At 62.4% G+C, this 14,899-nt stretch carries 13 protein-coding genes; 10 read left to right on the top strand and 3 right to left on the bottom strand.

The window, feature by feature from the left end; translation table 11 throughout:
* Positions 1 to 243: 243 nt before the first annotated feature.
* From lpxC to NKI20_RS07825, 8 genes are all read left to right on the top strand, one after another.
* The gene (gene lpxC / locus NKI20_RS07860) at positions 244 to 1,194 is read left to right on the top strand and encodes a UDP-3-O-acyl-N-acetylglucosamine deacetylase (RefSeq protein ID WP_352486309.1); all 951 of its coding nucleotides are present in this window, start codon (positions 244 to 246) and stop codon (positions 1,192 to 1,194) included.
* Positions 1,195 to 1,458: 264 nt separating this feature from the next.
* On the top strand, positions 1,459 to 2,328 hold the full coding sequence (locus tag NKI20_RS07855; protein ID WP_023757017.1) for an outer membrane protein assembly factor BamD: 870 nt from the start codon (positions 1,459 to 1,461) through the stop codon (positions 2,326 to 2,328).
* Positions 2,329 to 2,554: 226 nt separating this feature from the next.
* On the top strand, positions 2,555 to 4,228 hold the full coding sequence (recN, locus tag NKI20_RS07850) for a DNA repair protein RecN (protein WP_352829635.1): 1,674 nt from the start codon (positions 2,555 to 2,557) through the stop codon (positions 4,226 to 4,228).
* 172 nt (positions 4,229 to 4,400) lie between these two features.
* Positions 4,401 to 6,605, top strand: coding sequence for an NAD-dependent DNA ligase LigA (gene ligA, locus NKI20_RS07845; protein WP_352829633.1), 2,205 nt, complete (start codon positions 4,401 to 4,403; stop codon positions 6,603 to 6,605).
* Positions 6,602 to 7,306 carry a DUF2461 domain-containing protein gene (locus NKI20_RS07840; RefSeq protein WP_352829631.1) on the top strand — a complete coding sequence of 235 codons (705 nt, stop codon included), beginning with the start codon at positions 6,602 to 6,604 and terminating at the stop codon, positions 7,304 to 7,306. Before ligA ends, NKI20_RS07840 begins: the two co-directional genes overlap by 4 nt.
* A gap of 338 nt (positions 7,307 to 7,644) precedes the next feature.
* Entirely contained in the window at positions 7,645 to 8,373 is a 729-nt protein-coding gene (locus tag NKI20_RS07835) for an AzlC family ABC transporter permease (RefSeq protein WP_352829629.1), read from the top strand.
* Complete coding sequence (locus NKI20_RS07830) at positions 8,370 to 8,666, top strand: AzlD family protein (protein WP_352727619.1); 297 nt, start codon at positions 8,370 to 8,372, stop codon at positions 8,664 to 8,666. The genes NKI20_RS07835 and NKI20_RS07830 overlap by 4 nt, the downstream gene beginning before the upstream one ends.
* A gap of 355 nt (positions 8,667 to 9,021) precedes the next feature.
* Positions 9,022 to 9,918 carry a LysR family transcriptional regulator gene (locus tag NKI20_RS07825; RefSeq protein ID WP_352727621.1) on the top strand — a complete coding sequence of 299 codons (897 nt, stop codon included), beginning with the start codon at positions 9,022 to 9,024 and terminating at the stop codon, positions 9,916 to 9,918.
* Here NKI20_RS07825 and NKI20_RS07820 read toward each other — a convergent pair.
* The 3 genes from NKI20_RS07820 to NKI20_RS07810 form a co-directional block, all read right to left on the bottom strand.
* Positions 9,908 to 11,752 (bottom strand): aminopeptidase P family protein, encoded by a 1,845-nt coding sequence (locus tag NKI20_RS07820; RefSeq protein ID WP_352829627.1) that lies wholly within the window; start codon positions 11,750 to 11,752, stop codon positions 9,908 to 9,910. The genes NKI20_RS07825 and NKI20_RS07820 overlap by 11 nt on opposite strands.
* A 132-nt stretch (positions 11,753 to 11,884) precedes the next feature.
* Positions 11,885 to 12,757 (bottom strand): 50S ribosomal protein L11 methyltransferase, encoded by an 873-nt coding sequence (locus NKI20_RS07815; RefSeq protein ID WP_352829626.1) that lies wholly within the window; start codon positions 12,755 to 12,757, stop codon positions 11,885 to 11,887.
* Between the two features lie 10 nt (positions 12,758 to 12,767).
* Positions 12,768 to 13,346, bottom strand: coding sequence for an SCO family protein (locus NKI20_RS07810; RefSeq protein WP_352829624.1), 579 nt, complete (start codon positions 13,344 to 13,346; stop codon positions 12,768 to 12,770).
* Positions 13,347 to 13,565: 219 nt separating this feature from the next.
* Here NKI20_RS07810 and NKI20_RS07805 point away from each other — a divergent pair, with 219 nt between their 5' ends.
* Complete coding sequence (locus NKI20_RS07805; protein ID WP_352829622.1) at positions 13,566 to 14,069, top strand: CreA family protein; 504 nt, start codon at positions 13,566 to 13,568, stop codon at positions 14,067 to 14,069.
* Between the two features lie 83 nt (positions 14,070 to 14,152).
* The gene (locus NKI20_RS07800; protein ID WP_023757027.1) at positions 14,153 to 14,794 is read left to right on the top strand and encodes a transferase hexapeptide repeat family protein; all 642 of its coding nucleotides are present in this window, start codon (positions 14,153 to 14,155) and stop codon (positions 14,792 to 14,794) included.
* Positions 14,795 to 14,899: the final 105 nt, after the last annotated feature.

Here is a 14,899-nt window from a genome sequence, read left to right as displayed (position 1 = left end):
AGGAATCGCTTGCCTGTTAACGTTTTAAATGGTGTGATTTCAATAACTTACACAGTCGCGTCTGTCCCGGTTCGCGGTTACACAGAGTAAGAAACCGTGATTTGGAGTCTCCCTGCACGAACACTATCTTCGCTGCCTACCATCGTCGGTTTGCCGGGATTTCGGGGGAAGTTGCCCTGCTTGCCGATTCACACAAGAGCCGCGCCCTCGGGCTGGAGAAGCGGACCTAGGCATTACGGGCTTATGGGGATTGTTTTGCACGACTATCAGACGACATTGAAGACGCGCGCGTCGCTTACCGGCACCGGCGTCCACAGCGGCAAGGAAGTTTCCATCAGCTTCGTGCCGGCGGATGCCGACACCGGCATCATTTTTCAGCTTTTCAACGGTGCAGAGCAGGGCAGCGAGTTTCGCGCCGTGGTCTCGGAAGTCGGCGCCACCGACCTGTGCACCATGCTTGGTGATCCCGCCGGCGAGCACATCGCCACGGTAGAGCACATCATGGCGGCGCTGTTCGGACTCGGCATCGACAATGTCGCCATCGAGATCGACGGTTCCGAGGTTCCGATCTTCGATGGCAGCGCCATGGCGTTTGTCGAGGCCATCGACCAGGCCGGCATCGAGACGCTTACCGTCAAGCGTCGCTATATCAGGATCATCAAGCCGGTGCGCATCGAGAACGGCGCCTCCTGGGCAGAGTTCAGGCCCTATGACGGCACCCGTTTCGAGATCGAGATCGACTTCGAAAGCCCGGCAATCGGCCGTCAGCTGTTCGCGTCCGACCTCAATGCCGATATTTTCCGCCGCGACATCGCGCGCGCCCGCACCTTCGGCTTCATGAAGGACGTCGAGCGGTTGTGGGCTGCCGGCTATGCACTCGGCTCCTCGCTGGAGAACTCGCTGGTGATCGGTGACGACAACCGCGTCATCAACATGGGCGGCCTGCGCTATCCCAACGAATTCGTGCGCCACAAGACACTGGACGCCGTGGGCGACCTGGCGCTGGCCGGCGCTCGCTTCATCGGCTGCTTCCGCTCCTATCGCGGCGGCCACAGGATGAATGCCGCGGCACTGCGCCGCCTGCTGTCCGACCGCACCGCGTTCGAGATCGTCGAGACGACACGCCGCGAGCGTGGCCGCAGTGCCGAGATGAATGCCGTCAACGCGCCGCTCTATGCGCCCTGGATGATCTGATTTTCTTCATTTCTTTCAAGTCCCGTGGCGGGCGGCCGGTGTTGCAGGAATGCACCACCTGTCGGTGAAATTGCACCGATGTTCAAGCTGTGTCTGGCCGCCATAAAAATGTGCGATTGGCCGGAGATAGCGTTGCCGGGCAAGGCGGTAATGGTTTATGGCTGCTGCCGTCGATTAGTGCATGGCGCTCAAAAGTGGGGACCAGTTTTGAGACAACGGCATGCAGCAGACATTTAAATAACGCCGAAAGGGCGGAATCCAATCATGTTCTTCAAGCGAGTCGGTCAATCGAAAGCGCCGCAGAGGGCTGTTTTCCTGGCGCTTTCGGTGGTTGTTCCATCGCTCTTCCTGTCGGCCTGCATGTCGTCGGAGAAAGATATCGACCTGTCGACCTATGTCGACCAGACCGAACCGGCCGATGTTCTCTACAATCAGGGCCTTGCCAACCTCAACGCCGGACGCCTTCAAGAGGCGAGCCGCAAGTTCGATGCTGTCGACCGCCAGCATCCCTATTCGGAGTGGGCCCGCAAATCGATGGTGATGGGCGCTTTCGCCGACTATCGCCAGGGCAATTACGACGAGGCGATCGGCTCGGCCAAGCGCTATCTCACGCTTTATCCGTCGACCGATGACGCGGCTTACGCGCAGTACATCATCGGCTTGAGCTACTACCGCCAGATCAAGGACGTGACGCAGGACCAGAAGGAAGCGCGTCAGACCGTGCAGACGATGCAGGATCTGGTGACGCGCTGGCCGACATCGGAATATGTCGACGACGCCAAGGAAAAGATCCGTTTCGCCAACGATCAGCTGGCCGGCAAGGAGATGCAGATCGGCCGCTACTATCTCGAACGCCGTGAATACATCGCCGCCGTCAAGCGCTTCCGCACCGTGGTGGAGAATTATTCCAACACGCGCCATGTCGAGGAGGCACTCGCCCGCCTGACCGAAAGCTATTATGCGATGGGCCTGACTTCCGAGGCGCAGACCGCCGCTGCCGTGCTCGGTACCAACTACCCCGACAGCTCGTGGTACAAGGACTCCTACAAGCTCTTGCAGAGCAATGGGCTTGCACCGCGCGAAAATGCCGGCTCGTGGATATCCAAGGCCGGGAAGATGATCACCGGCGCCTGACCCTAAGCAGACTTCGCGGATTTCGCCTACGCGCCGTCCGCTTGGTTTTCCTGGTTTGTCGCGGGTTGTTGTCGCAAAACCGCAAGGCACTTTTGAGTAACCTGCTTGGAGCCATTCGGACCGAAGCGTGCATGGCGCTTTTTCGGATTGATCCGGTGCTCAAACAAAAAGATAGTGCGGCGCTGCGACTGCAAATGGTCGCGTGCCGTTCTAGATTCGGGTTCTGATGCTTTCCAGACTGTCGATCCGCGATATCGTCCTGATCGAGAAGCTGGATATCGACTTCCAGCCGGGTCTTTCCGTGCTGACCGGCGAAACCGGTGCCGGCAAATCCATCCTGCTCGATGCCTTGTCGCTGGCGCTCGGCGCGCGCGGTGACGCATCGCTTGTGCGCCATGGCGCTGCGCAAGGACAGGTCATCGCCGTCTTCGACGTGCCGCGCAACCATCCGGCCCGCATGCTGCTTGCCGACAACGCCATCGAGGATGACGGCGACATCATCCTGCGCCGTTTGCAGACGGCGGATGGCCGCACCCGCGTCTTCGTCAACGATCAGCCCTCAAGCGTCACCTTGATGCGCGATGTCGGCCGCGCGCTGGTCGAGATCCATGGCCAGCACGATGAACGCGCGCTGGTCGATCCCGGTGCGCACCGCGAGGTGCTCGACGCTTTCGGCGGCCATTTCGGCGCTGTTCGCTCGACGGGCGAGGCATGGCGGCACTGGCGCGCCTGCGAGCAGGAGCTGTCGCGACACCGTGCCAAGGTGGCGGCGGCCGCGCGCGAGGCCGACTATTTGCGCGCAGCGGTCGCGGAACTGACGAAGCTCGATCCGCAGCCGGGCGAGGAGACCGATCTCGCAGAATTGCGCGCGTCGATGATGCGGGCCGAAAAGATCGCATCGGAAATCCATGATGCGCAGGATGTGCTGTCCGGCCCGTCCTCGCTCTTGCCGCAATTGGCGAGCCTGCTGAGACGGCTGCAGCGCAAGGTGACTGAGGCGCCGGGCTTGCTCGATGACGTGGTCAAGTCGCTCGACGAGGCGATGCTGTCGCTCGACGCGGCGCAATCGGGAGTCGAGGCAGCGCTGCGCGCCACCGAATATGATCCGCAACGGCTGGAGAAGGCGGAGGAGCGGCTGTTCTCGCTGCGCGCCGCCTCGCGCAAGCACAGCGTCGCCGTCGATGACCTGGCGCAGCTGCGCGACACGATGGTTGCCGACCTTGCCGATCTCGATGCCGGCGAGGAACGCCTGCACGGGCTGGAAAAGCGGGCCGCAGCGGCCCGCGAGACCTATGACATTGCCGCCGGGCAGCTGTCCTCGCTTCGTCATGCGGCGGCTATCGGTCTGACCAAGGCGGTGATGGCGGAATTGCCGGCACTGAAGCTCGAACGTGCCGCCTTTATCGTGGAAATGACGAGCGAGGCCGAGAGCCGCATGGAAGACGGCATCGACCAGATCGAATTCTGGGTGCGCACCAATCCAGGCACGCGGCCCGGGCCGATGATGAAGGTGGCTTCCGGCGGCGAGCTTTCGCGCTTCCTTTTGGCGCTGAAGGTGGCGCTGGCCGATCGTGGCTCGGCGCCGACGCTGGTCTTCGATGAAATCGACACCGGCGTGGGCGGCGCCGTCGCGGACGCCATCGGCCAGCGGCTGGCGCGATTGTCGAAGCGCGTCCAGGTGCTCTCGGTGACGCATGCGCCACAGGTGGCGGCGCGCGCGGCAACCCATTTCCTGATCTCCAAATCCGGTACCACCGACCGTGTCGCCACCGGCATTGCCGAGATGGACCGGCCGGCGCGGCAGGAAGAGATCGCGCGCATGCTGGCCGGTGCCACCATCACCGACGAGGCCCGCGCCGCCGCCGAGCGGCTGCTGCGTGAGAACACCGTCGCTTCCTGACGGCGCTGCTTGCGGATCGGGAATTGCTTCCAGCTGGTCAAATCCGGCGGCCCAACAGAGTCAGCATATGGCTCCATCCCGCTGTTTAGGCGTGGTTTTGTCAGAATTTCAGCTCCCGCCCATCCGAATCCTGATCTATTGTCCCGAGCCAACAGCAGCCAGGTGCAAAACCATGTCCGAGAAGCCAGTTGATGCCCTGACCGAAATCGAGGCCGAAGCCGAGCTGAAGCGCCTGGCGGAACAGATCGCCGAGCACGACCGGCGCTACCATACCGAAGACGCGCCTGTTATCACGGACGCCGAGTATGACGCGCTGGCGCGGCGCAATCTCGCCATCGAGGAGCGCTTTCCGGCGCTGGTGCGCGAAGATTCGCCCTCGCGCAGAGTTGGCGCGGCACCGGCGGAAGGCTTTACCAAGGTGCGCCATGCGGTGCCGATGCTCAGCCTCGCCAAGGCCTATACCGACCAGGATGTCATCGATTTCATCGAGCGCGGCCGGCGATTCTTCGACCGCGACAAGGACCTCGACATCGCCTTCACGGCCGAGCCGAAGATCGACGGGCTGTCGGCTTCGCTGCGCTACGAAAAGGGCGTGTTCGTGCAGGGTGCGACGCGCGGCGACGGTGCCGTCGGTGAGGACATCACCGCCAATTTGAGGACGATCGCCGACATCCCTGCGAAACTGAAAGGCTCGGGCTGGCCCGAAATCATCGAGATCCGTGGCGAGGTCTACATGACCTATGCGGAATTCGAAGCGTTGAAGCAACGCTCGGCGGCAGTCGGCGGCCAGGACTACGTCAATCCGCGCAACACGGCGGCCGGGTCGCTGCGCCAGAAGGATCCGTCCGTCACCGCCAGCCGCAACCTCAAATTCTTCGCCTATGCCTGGGGCTACACGACAGCGGATCCTGCTCCGACCCAGTATGATTCGGTGCAGAAGTTCGCGGAGTGGGGATTCAAGATCAGTCCTCTGATGGTACGGGCGAAATCGGCGGATGACCTGATCGAGCATTATCATCGGATCGAGGAGCAGCGCTCGGCGCTGGGCTACGACATCGACGGCGTCGTCTACAAGGTCGACCAGTTGGAGCTGCAGCGCAGATGGGGGTTCGTCACAGGCGAGCCGCGCTGGGCCGTCGCGCACAAATTCCCGGCAGAACAGGCGATGACGACCGTGCTCAAGATCGATATCCAGGTCGGCCGCACGGGCACGCTGGCGCCGGTTGCGCGGCTGGCGCCGGTCACGGTCGGCGGCGTCGTGGTCGAGAACGTCACGCTGCACAATGAGGACTACATCAAGGGCTTGGACAGTACCGGCCAGCCGATCCGCGACGGCATCGACGTGCGCATCGGCGACACGGTCGTGATCCAGCGGGCGGGCGATGTCATTCCGCAGATCGTCAGCGTCGTCATCGACAAGCGGCCGCCCGATGCCGTGCCATACGAGTTCCCGCACACCTGTCCGATCTGCGGTTCGCCGGCGACGCGCGAGATCAACGAGAAGACCGGCAAGGAAGATTCCCGCCGGCGCTGCACCGGCGAACTGATTTGTCCGGCGCAGGCGGTGGAAGGATTGCGCCACTTCGTGTCACGTGGCGCCCTGGATATCGAAGGCCTGGGGGCGGAGAACATAGACACTTTCTTCAATGCGGGATTGATCAAGACTGCGGCCGATATCTTCACGCTGAGGGATCGCCGTCCGGCCGTCACCAGGGCACTCGCTGAACGGCGCGAGGAGCAGGCGAGGCAGCGCGAGGCCGCATCTGGCAAGACGCGCAAGAATGTGCGCAGCGTCGAGGATCGCAATTACGAAGGGCTAGACAAGCTGTTCGCGGCGATCGACTCGCGCCGCGAGCCGGAGCTCGACCGTTTCATCTTCGCACTCGGCATCCGCCATATCGGCGAAACGACGGCCGCAGTGCTTGCCCGGACGTTCTCGACCATCGAGGAGTTGATCCGCGTCGGCAAGGCGACAGCGGCCGCTGCCGATCCGCACAGTGTTTTTCCATCGGTCAACGGCATCGGCGACACGGTGATCGATGCGCTGCGCGATTTCTTCGGCAATGAACGCAATGACGACGTGCTCGATGCGCTGCTCAAGCAGGTCAAGCCGAAGCCCTATATCGTCAACGTCTCTGCCGACAGCGAGGTCGCCGGCAAGACGATCGTATTCACAGGCTCGCTGGAGAAGATGACACGCTCCGAAGCCAAGGCGATGGCGGAGCGTCTCGGCGCCAAGGTTGCAGGCTCGGTTTCGGCGAAGACCGATCTCGTCGTGGCCGGGCCCGGTGCCGGCTCCAAGCTGAAGCTCGCCAGCGAACACGGCATCGAGGTGATCGACGAGGACGCCTGGCTGGCGCGGATCGGCAAGGCATGACTGGATCGTTCACCGGCTTCGGCCCCAAAGCCATTCCGTTCCTTAAGGCACTGGATTTCCACCAGAGCCGCGAGTGGTTCCTGGCGAATCGCGACATTTTCGAAAAGGATTTGCGCGATCCCTTCGGCGATCTTGTCGAGACGCTGACGGAGCGCTTCGCGAAGGCCGGCATCGGCCTGCGCGGCGACCGCAAGAAATCACTGTTCCGGATCAATCGCGACGTGCGCTTCGCCAAGGACAAGCGGCCCTACAACCGGCATCTGTCGGCCATCCTGTCGCCCGACGGCACCAAGATGGAGCAAGGGGTGTTCTACGTGCATATCGGGCTGGAGCGCTGCTTTGCCGGCGTCGCCTGGTGGCAGCCGGAGCCGGCGCTGCTGCTGGCGATGCGAAAAGCCATCGCGACAAGGCCGGACGATTTTCGCGCCCTGATGGCGGCGTTGAAGAAGAACCGTCTTGAACTCGAGACCGAAGGCCGCATGAAGCGCACCCCACGCGGCTTCGAGCATATCAGCGATGCAGATCTGGTCGCCGCTATCCGCAACCGGCATTTTGTCCTCCAGCACCTCATCGATCAGGCGGGAATCCACAAGGCTGATCTGGTCGACGAGCTCGTCGATTTCACCTTGCGTGCCAAGCCGCTGCTCGACTGGGGCCGAGCGATCGAGGGCAAGGTTTCGGAGCATTGGGCCACCCCATAGCCGTTTCGGCTTTCAAGTCGAAGCGAGGGCCGATGCACGGCCTGGTTGCTTTGTGAGTGCAGTTATGCTATGTATTTAGCCATGGTGCTGATTTGCGCCAGTAACCCGCCGCAGAGGCGGGTTTTGCGTTTCGGGTCCTGGCGCCGTCCTGCACAGCCGATGAAGCACAGACGAGTGCGCCTGTAGGGCGCCAACTGAATCAGGGAATCACACGGCGCGCGTATCGCGGCCTTGCTAGATCAGGACATATCAGTTTCGCTGATTTGTTGGCTCAAGCGAATTCGTCTGACTTTTCAACCGCGCACCCCTAAATACCGGCGCGACGTTAGGAATGTGACATGTCTGCTGAGACCTTAACTACGAATTCCGTGAACAGCGATTTCTGGCAAGGTGTTCGGCTCTCAATGCCTGTCGTGGTGGCGTCGGCGCCGTTTGCGGTGTTGTTCGGCACGCTTGCCGTCGACAATGGCTTATCGGTCCTCGAAGCCTTCCTGATGAGCGCGCTGATCTTCGGTGGCGCCAGCCAGATGGTCGGGATCCAGCTGTTTGGCCAGCATGTGGCGCCGTGGTTGATCGTGCTGTCGATCTTTGCCGTCAATTTCCGCCATGTGCTCTATTCCGCCGGCATCGGCCGGCGCATCGCGCACTGGCCTGTCATCAGCCAAGCACTCGGCTATTTCATCCTTACCGATCCGCAGTTCGCGGTGGCCGAGGCGAGGGCACAATCCGGCCAGACGGTCGGCTTTGCCTGGTATCTGGGACTTGGCCTGCCGGTCTACCTGTTCTGGATCGTCGAAAGTGCGCTTGGCGCGGTGTTCGGCAAGCTTATTCCCGACACGCATGCGCTGGGCATCGATTTCCTGCTGCCGATCTATTTTCTTGGTCTGGTGCTGGGCTTCCGCAAGCGGCCGCTGTGGCTGCCGGTGGTCATCGCCAGTGGCGCCGCCTCGATCATCGCCTACAAGACGGTGGGCTCGCCCTGGCATGTCTCGATCGGCGCGATTGCCGGTGTGCTGCTGGCGGTCATCCTGCCTCCCCACCACAGCGGCGTGAAGGCACGGCCATGAGCACGACATTCTGGATCATCATCGCCGGCGCGATCGCCACCTATCTCACGCGCATTGGCGGGCATCTGGTCATCTCCCGCTTCGACACCATCCATCCGCGCGTCGAGGCCGGCCTCAATGCCGTGCCGGCGGCGGTGCTGACGACACTGGTGGCGCCGGAGCTGTTGAATGCCGGACCGGCGGAATGGGCAGCATTGGTCGTCACATCAGTGGTTTCGCTGCGCGGCGGACTGATGTCGATGTTCCTGGCGGGCGCGGCGGTCTTGATCGTTGCTCGGCAGATCGTCGGGTGATCGACATTTACCTTCGCGATAAGCCACGCATGCGCTTCGTCTAAGCGCCGACGAGCAGGCGAATGCAAACGCTCGTCAGGGGCGCTTCCTGAATATCGTAGCGACCCGGGCCACGCTCAGCCAGATCGCCTCCGACCTCTCCTGATGCGCGCGGCGTACGGCGCCAGCATAGATGATCTCACGCTGTTTGGGCGTCAGCGCGTTAAGATCGATGGGCCGACAGCCGAAGGGTTCAGATACCATTTCGATCTCCGTGGCTGGCTGTCTTGATCGGCGCCAACACCGGCAATTTACGTGATGTGATTCATCACATATAATGAATAATCGAGATGTCTTTATTCTCTAGGAGAGATGGATGGACCTGTCGGATCTCCGCATTTTCCGCATGGTGGTGCGCGAGGGCGGAATCACCAGGGCGGCGGAAAAGCTGTTTCGTGTGCAGTCGAACGTGACCACACGCGTCCGGCAGCTCGAAGAAGATCTGGGTGTGCGGTTGTTTATCCGCGAGGGCAAGCGATTGCACGTGTCGCCTGCCGGCCGACGGTTGATCGAATATGCGGACCGGTTGTTGGCGCTTGCGGAGGAGGCCCGAACAGCAGTGCTTGATCCGCGCCCACGCGGCACTCTGCGGCTTGGCGCCATGGAAAGTACCGCCGCGGCTCGACTTCCTGGCCTCCTCGCCGAGTACCACGCATGCTATCCCGAAGTAGAGATCCAACTGCGCACCGGCAACCCGCAGGTTCTCGCGGCCGCAATGCTTGCCGGCGAACTCGACGCCGCGCTCGCAGCCGAGCCAATCGCCGACAATCCGTTCGAAAAACAACCTGCATTTCGAGAGGAATTGGTCATTGTCTCGGCGGCATCGCGCGTTTCAGTCGAGAACCGCCTTGATATGCCCAAAACCATGATTGCCTTTGAACATGGCTGCCCGCATCGCAAGAGACTGGAAGAATGGTATACGCGCCGAGGGTTTATGGCCGAGCAAATCATTGAACTCGGTTCATACCATGCCATGCTTGGTTGCGTGGTTGCTGGTATGGGCATAGCGCTGATGCCGAAAAGTGTGCTTTCGGGTTTTCCTGAAAGCGGCAGGCTGCGGCTGCATGAACTACCTTCGGAAGAAGACAATGCACTCACAGTATTGTTCTGGCGCAAGGGGGCCAGTTCTCCCAATGTTCAGGCTTTGCGGGAGATGCTTGCAAAACAAGGCCCCCCAATCTCAGCCAAAACAGCCACTGCGACTACTGCTTGAGATCGTGCGGCAGCGGCGCCGTCGCTTTCTCCAACCAGGCCAGCGTCTCGCCGTCGAGCATCGGTCCGATCTCGGCCAGCACGCGCGCATGATAGGTGTCGAGCCAATGCAGTTCGTCGCGCGTCAGCAAATCCGATCGCACCAGCCTGGTATCGATCGGCGCCAGCGTCAGCGTCTCGAAGCCGTGCATGGCGATGTCGCCGCCCTCGATCGCTTCGGCCGGCGTGACCAGGATGAGGTTCTCGATGCGAATGCCGTAGGCACCTTCCTTGTAGTAGCCCGGCTCGTTGGACAGCATCATGCCTTCCAACAGTTTCTCGGTGCCGGTGCGGGCAATGCGCTGCGGCCCTTCATGCACGGCCAGATACGAGCCGACGCCATGGCCGGTGCCGTGGGCGAAGTCGCAGCCGTGCTTCCACAGCGCCATGCGGGCGACAGCATCGATTTCCGAGCCGCGCGTGCCGGCGGGGAAGCGCAGTGTGGAAATGCCGATCATGCCTTTCAGCACCAGCGTGAAACGCTCGCGCATCTCCTCAGTCGGCTGGCCGATCGGTACGGTGCGGGTGATGTCGGTGGTGCCATCCTGATACTGCGCACCGGAATCGAGCAGGAACAGTTCGCCGGCCTTAAGCTTGCGGTTGGTGGCGCGCGACACGCGGTAGTGCATGATGGCGCCGTTCGGGCCGGCGCCGGAAATGGTGTCGAAGGAGTTGTCGCGCAGCGGCATCTGGGTTTCCTCGCCGGTCTGCCGGCGCGTCTCCTCCAGCCTGGTGACGACGGATATCTCGTCGAGCGAGCCGGGCTTCTGCCGCTCCAGCCAGCACAAAAGCTTCGCCACGGCGGCGCCATCACGGCGATGCGCGGCGCGCGAGCCGTTGATCTCGGCCTGGTTCTTGGTGGCCCGCGGGATGCGGGCGGGGTCGGGTGCCGCAACCACGGTGCCGCCATTGGCCTCAACCAGCATGCGCAGCCTGTCTGCTGCCAGCACCGGGTCGAGCGCGATTTTCGCGCCGCCCTTGGCGAGGGCCACGATCGCCGCTTCGAATTCGCTGGGCTCATGCGGTTCGGCGAGCTGGGTGAGGTAGGCCGCGACCTGACGCGAGAATTTGCGCCGGTCCATGAAAAGCTGGTGCGACCCGTCGGCGGCGAGGATGGAGAAACCAAGCGCCAGCGGCGTGTGCGGCACGTCGCCGCCACGAATATTGAAGGCCCAGGCGATGGAGGAAGGGTCGGTGAGCACGGTGTGGGTGGCGCCGTCCTTGGCGATCGCACTTGCCAGCCGCGCCAGCTTGTCTTTGGCCAATTCGCCGGCAAAGCCGATCGGGTGAAGCTCGACGGGGGCCATCGGCGCCTCGGGCTGGTCCTTCCAGACGATGTCGATCGGGTTCCTGTCGAGCGGCACCAGCACGGCGCCTGACTTGTCGGCCGAGGCCTGCAGCGCCTTGACGTCGCTGATCGTGTGCAGCCATGGGTCGAAGCCAAGCCGCGCGCCCTTGCCGAGGTTTTCCTTGAGCCAGACGGCGGGCGGGTTATCGACCAGGCTTTCGATTGCAAAAATGTCGAGATCGACCTCGCCCCGCACCTGCAGCGTGTAACGCCCGTCGACAAAGACGAAGGCGCGGTCGCGCAGGACGATGGCGACGCCGGCCGAACCGCTGAAGCCGGTCAGCCATTTCAACCGCGCCGAACGGTCGGCGACATATTCACCCTGGTGCTCGTCGGCGCGTGGCACGATGAAGCCATCCAGCCCGTTGGCTTCAAGCCATTGGCGCAGCAGCCCCACGCGCGGTTTGCCGACGGCCGGGTCGCCCGCGGAATCGAAGGTCTGGAACATGGTGGCCTCCTGCAGTCAGCACAACCGTAGCGCACGGTCGCGGAAACCGGAATCGATTTCCGGCAGCGGCAAATTGCTACGGCATCAATTGACTGACAACCGGCGGACCTTGGTCCAAGCTCGTTCTCGGCTTCAATGTTTGAGGTGGATGGTCACCCAGCCTTCGCGATGCAGGGTTCTGACATGCCGGAAGTTCTGGCCGACATAGGCCGAGACGACGGCATCGCGCTGCCGCTCGAGGATGCCCGACAGCACGATCGAGCCACCGAGGGCGATGTGATCGGCCATTTGCGGGGCAAGCCGCATCAGCGGCCGTGCCAGTATGTTGGCGACGATCAGATCGAAAGGCGCGCGTTTGCCGAAGATCGGGTGGTGAAAGCCTGGCGCGGTGACCGTTTCCACCAGCGCCTTGACGTGGTTGAGCCGCGCATTGGCGGCCGCCACTCTCACCGCCACCGGATCGATGTCGGTGGCCAACACGGGAATACGCGCCAGCTTGGCGACAGCAATTGCCAGCACAGCACTACCAGTGCCGAGGTCGAGCGCATTGCGCGGGTGCTCGCGCCGGACCACTTTTTCCAGCATTTCCAGGCAGCCGGCCGTGGTGCCGTGGTGGCCGGTGCCGAAGGCCAGGCCGGCCTCGATCTCGATTGCGAACTCGCCGCTATAGCGTTTTTTGCGATCATGCGCGCCGTGGACGAAGAAACGGCCGGCGCGCACCGGCTTCAGCCCTTCCAGCGAGCGTGCCACCCAGTCGATGTCAGGCAGGCTCTCGCGCTCGATCGGCTTCGACAGGGAAAGCCCGGCAAGGATGTCCTTAAAGCGGGCCTCGATCGCATCGACGTCGCCATCGGCGTAGAGCGACACTTCATGGATGTCCTTGTCCTCGTCGACCTCAAGCAGGGCGATCGGCAGGCCTTCATCCTCGAAGGCCGCCTCGAGCGCCGCGAAAATGCGGATCGACTCGATCTTTCCGATGGAGAAGTAGAGGCGCGTCTGGGTCATGAAGTGGTGATCAGCTCTTCGCCGCCAGCCGCTTCAGTTTGGTGACGGCCGTTTCCGAACTTTCGCCATAGGCGATGGTGCCGGCAAAGTCACCCTTGGCGTTGAGCAGCAGCACCGAAGCGGTGTGGTCCATCGTGTAGTCGCCGTCGCCGGTGTCGACCTTCTTCCAATAGATGCCGAACGACTTGGCCATCGCATGGACCTTGTCTGGATCGCCGGTGATGCCTGTGATCCGGTCGGAGAAATTGCTGACATAGGCGTTCATCACCTCTGGCGTGTCGCGCTCCGGATCGACCGAGACGAAATAGGCGTGCAGGTTCTTGCCGTCGTCGCCGAGCGTCTTCAGCCAGCCGGCCAACTCGAACAGCGTGGTCGGGCAGACCTCGGGGCAATGGGTAAAGCCGAAGAAGACGACGCTGGGCTGGCCCCTGAAGGCGGCTTCGGTGATCGGCGCGCCTTTCTGGTCGACCAGGGTAAAGGCGGCGCCGAAAGGCTCGCCGCCATAGTGGCCGCGGTACCAATCGAAGGTCAGCCAGCCGATGCCGGCCGCCATCAGGACGAGAATGCCGATCAGGATAGAACGCATCATCAGTAAGGTCCGTCTTGCAATTTCTTCGGCGTGCCGGCCAAGACCAGGCGAGCCCTTGGTTCGGCGAACAGTCTTAGCGGTTTGACCGGGTACACGCAAAGGTGCCGCGTTGACGCAACCGGCCATGGCGGATGCGGCGTTTTCATGCGGTGCCGCCGCTTGCAATGCCGTGCTCTTCGCCCCACCTGAAACCGGCAAACTCGAACCCCGGAGGCCATCTTGCGAGGACTGATTGGGCGAAAACTACTCGGTGGCGCGTTGGTCGCGTCCGTTGTGCTTGGCGCTGGTGCCGCCGTCGCCGAGGAGGTCGGCAAGGTCGGCGTCGACTGGCTCGGCAACGACATCATCGTCGAGGCGATCAAGGACCCGAAGGTGGAGGGCGTGACCTGCCACGTCTCCTATTTCGATCGCGGCATCATCGATCGCCTGCACAAGGGCAACTGGTTCGAGGATCCGTCCGATTCCTCGATCTCCTGCCGCCAGACCGGTCCGATCATCATCGGCGACATCGACATGAGCGAACGCGGCGAGGAAGTGTTCAAGCAAGGCATCAGCCTGATCTGGAAGAAGCAGGTGGTGAACCGCATCTACGACAAGGCCAACGAGACGCTGATCTATCTCTCGCATTCACGCCAGGTGCAGAACGGCTCGGCCAAAATGTCGGTCACCACCGTGCCGCTCTACGGCCAGAACGTGGTCTGGAGCAAAGGCAAGCCCCAATAGGGGCTTCGGCTCTTTCGCGGAACCGGTAGACGGACGATTGGTCCCGCTTGCGGGACCAATCGCTCTGACGTAAAGCCGCCGGCATGGATCGTTCCGAAAATCTCGTCCCGAAGGATTCCGAGCCGCGCATCCATCCGACCGCGGAACTGAAGGCGTGCAAGCTCGGCCGCTATGCCTCGATCGGCGAGCGGGTGGTGCTGCGCGAGGTGAGCGTCGGCGACTTCTCCTATTTCGAACGCCATTCGGAAGCGATCTACACGACGATCGGAAAATTCTGCTCGATCGCTGCCAACAGCCGCATCAATGCTCTGGAACATCCCATCGAGCGGCTGACACAGCACAAGGTCAGCTACCGGCCGAACGAGTATTTTCGCTGGCTGGGCGTCGATGCTGCATTCCGCGCACGGCGGCAGGCGAAAGCAGTAACCATCGGCCACGATGTCTGGATCGGCCATGGTGCGGTGATCATGCCCGGGGTCACCATCGGCAATGGCGCCGTCATTGGCGCCAACGCGGTGGTGACGCAGGATGTGCCGCCCTATGCAATCGTCGCAGGCGTACCGGCGAAGCCGCTCAGATCTCGCTTTCCGGCCGCCATCGCGGCCCGGATCGAAGCTCTCGCCTGGTGGGATTGGCCGGTCGAGAAACTCGCGAGCGCGGTTCCCGACATGCAGGCAATGCCGATCGAGGCATTCCTTGACCGCTGGGAAAACGACGGGGCCTGACCTCCCTCAGATGCGCTTGTTAGAGCGGAATGAATTGAGGCTGAATCGGCGTGGGATTCCCTTAGGCGTGCAAATCTGATTCAACCTTCATGCTGGGCAAGGAGG

Source organism: Mesorhizobium sp. M0830 (assembly GCF_040319965.1).
In the GTDB taxonomy this organism is placed as follows: Bacteria; Pseudomonadota; Alphaproteobacteria; order Rhizobiales; family Rhizobiaceae; genus Mesorhizobium.
The sequence above is the reverse complement of the archived record's forward strand: the minus strand, read 5'-3'. Positions and strand labels throughout refer to the sequence as shown.